Here is a 2,559-nt window from a genome sequence, read left to right on the forward strand (position 1 = left end):
CCCGCGACCTGCCCGCCCGGCAGGCCCGGCACGACCTGGTCACCGGGCAGGTGCGCCTGGGCACCACCGCCGACGACGCCCGCAACCCGTACGTCTACCGCGGCAGCGGCCTCGCCCTCGGCCCCGACCTGCTCGGCACGTCCCTCCTCGCCGTCGGACCGGCCGGCTCCGGCAAGACCGGCGCCGTGGTGCGCCCGGTCGCCGAGTCGCTGTGCCTGCACGCGCTGGCCGGGCGGGCCGCCGTGGTGGTCGTCGGCGCGGCGGGAGCCGGACTCGGCCCGGCCGACGCCTACGACGTCGTCGTGCGCATCGGCAACCCCGACTCGGTGTACGACCTCGACCTGTACGGCGGCACCACCGACCCCGACGAGGCCGCCGCCGTGCTCGCCGAAGGACTCGCCGGGGATCTGGCCGACCCGCACCCCGGCAGCGACAGCCGCCGCTCCACCACCGTCCTGGCCCAGCTGCTCGGACCGTTCCGCGCCGTCCACGGCCGGTTCCCCTCCGTCCCCGAACTGCGGCAGCTGCTCGACGGCGCCCCCGGGCCGCTGGCCGCGCTGCGCCAGGGCCTGACCGAGGCCGGGCAGGACTCACTGCTGCGCGAACTCGACGCCCGGGAACGGCAGATGGCGCACCCCGGCGACGTGGGCGGGGTGCTCGCCGACCGGGTGGCGCTGCTGGACCGGCCCGCCTTCGCCGGGTTCTTCGACACCTCCGGGCAGTCCCGGCCGTTCTCGTTGCAGGCGCTGGACCACCCGGTGCGGGTGCGGATCGACCTGCCCGAGCGCGGACACGCGGACGCCTCCCGGATGCTGGCCCGGCTCGTCCTCGCGCAGTTCACCGCGAGCGTGACGGTGCGTGAGGACCGCTCCCTGTTCGCCTGCCTGGTGCTGGACGACGCCACCGGGCTGGTGACCCCGGAGTCCGTGCGCGGCATCCAGCGGCTGCGCTCGGCCAACGCCGGGGCCGTGCTGACCCTGCGCACCCTGGACGACGTGCCCCGGCCGCTGCGCGGCCCGCTGCTCGGGGCCATCGGGTGCAGGATGGCGCTGGCCGGACTGACCCCGTGGGACGGACAGGACTTCGCCGAGGTGTGGGGCAAGGAGTGGACCGAGACGCGGGACGTCACCGACCGGCAGATCATCGCCGAGAGCGCGGCCGGCAAGGCCTGGCACGGCCTGCGCCGGGCGATCACCGGCCGGGCGCCGACCGCGCGGGCGGTCACCGTCCGGCAGGTCGAGCGGGAACGGTGGTCGGCGTCCGAGCTGGCCCACGCGGTGCCGCCGGGGCACGCGGTGCTGTCCCTGACCGACGTCCGGGGTGAACACGCGCCGCCGCTGCTGGTCGACCTGCGGGGGTGAGTCCCCGGTCCGGACAGCCGGACCACCGTACAGTGAGGCAGAATCACCACAGGACGTTCATACAAGGCGGCCAAAAGATCACCGTTCTTCCTCACTGACGCAGACCCGAAGGCACAAGGCCCCATGCCCCTGACGCTCGCCTCGCTCGTGCACCACACCGCGCTGAAGCTGACCGTGCGCGCGGGCGAGGACCGCCTCGACGTGCCCGTGCGCTGGGCGCACGCCAGCGAGCTCGCCGACCCGGTGCCCTACATGGAGGGCGGGGAGCTGCTGCTGATCACCGCCCTCAAGCTGGACGCGGAGAACCCCGACGCGATGCGCCGCTACGTGAAGCGGCTGGCCGGGGCCGGGGTCGTCGGGCTGGGCTTCGCCGTCGGCGTCCACTACGAGGACATCCCCGCCGCGCTCGTCGAAGCGGCCCGCGAGGAGGGCCTGCCCCTGCTGGAGGTGCCGCGCCGCACCCCCTTCCTCGCGATCAGCAAGGCCGTCTCCGCCGCCATCGCCGCCGACCAGTACCGCGCGGTCACCGCCGGGTTCGCCGCCCAACGGGAACTGACCCGGCACGCGCTCAGCGACGGACCCGAGGGACTGCTCACCGCCCTCGCCGCCCAGGTCGACGGGTGGGCGGCGCTCTACGACGCCAGCGGCGCCGTCGTCGGCACGGCACCCGAGTGGGCGGGCCGGCGTGCCGCGCGGCTGACCGCCGACGTGCAGCGGCTGCGCGAACGTCCCGCGCCCGCCTCCTCCGTCGTCGCCGGCCCCGAGGACGAGGACCGGGTCGAACTGCACTCCCTCGGCACCGGCCGGCGCCCCCGCGCCGCCCTCGCCGTCGGCACGGCCGCCGCCCTCGGCACCGCCGAGCGGTACGCCCTCCACTCGGCGATCGCCCTGCTCACCCTCACCACGGAACGCTCCCGCTCCCTGCACGCCGCCGAGCAGCGCATCGGCGCCGCCGTCCTGCGCATGCTGCTCGCCGGGCAGCCCGACCACGCCCGCGCGGTGGCCGGCGACCTGTACGGGGGACTGCTGGACGCGCCGTTCCGGATCATCGTCGCCGAGACGGGGCCGGCGTCCGGCGCCCGTGACCGCGGCGAGGCCGACCCCGACGCCCTCGGGGCCCTCACCGAGGCCGTGGAATCCGCCGCCGCCCGCTCCGGCGAGGCGGTCCTCGTGGTACCCGAGGGGGACCGGCTGGTGG

At 76.2% G+C, this 2,559-nt stretch carries 2 protein-coding genes; both read left to right on the plus strand.

The window, feature by feature from the left end:
• Window positions 1–1,361: ATP-binding protein (locus G3I53_RS10250; RefSeq protein WP_164438251.1), on the plus strand; the 1,361-nt coding region annotated here is incomplete at its 5' end.
• A gap of 123 nt (window positions 1,362–1,484) precedes the next feature.
• A partial coding sequence (locus tag G3I53_RS10255) for a PucR family transcriptional regulator ligand-binding domain-containing protein (protein WP_164438252.1) occupies window positions 1,485–2,559 on the plus strand: 1,075 nt, incomplete at its 3' end.

Source organism: Streptomyces sp. SID14436 (genome assembly GCF_010548465.1).
Taxonomy (GTDB): domain Bacteria; phylum Actinomycetota; class Actinomycetes; order Streptomycetales; family Streptomycetaceae; genus Streptomyces.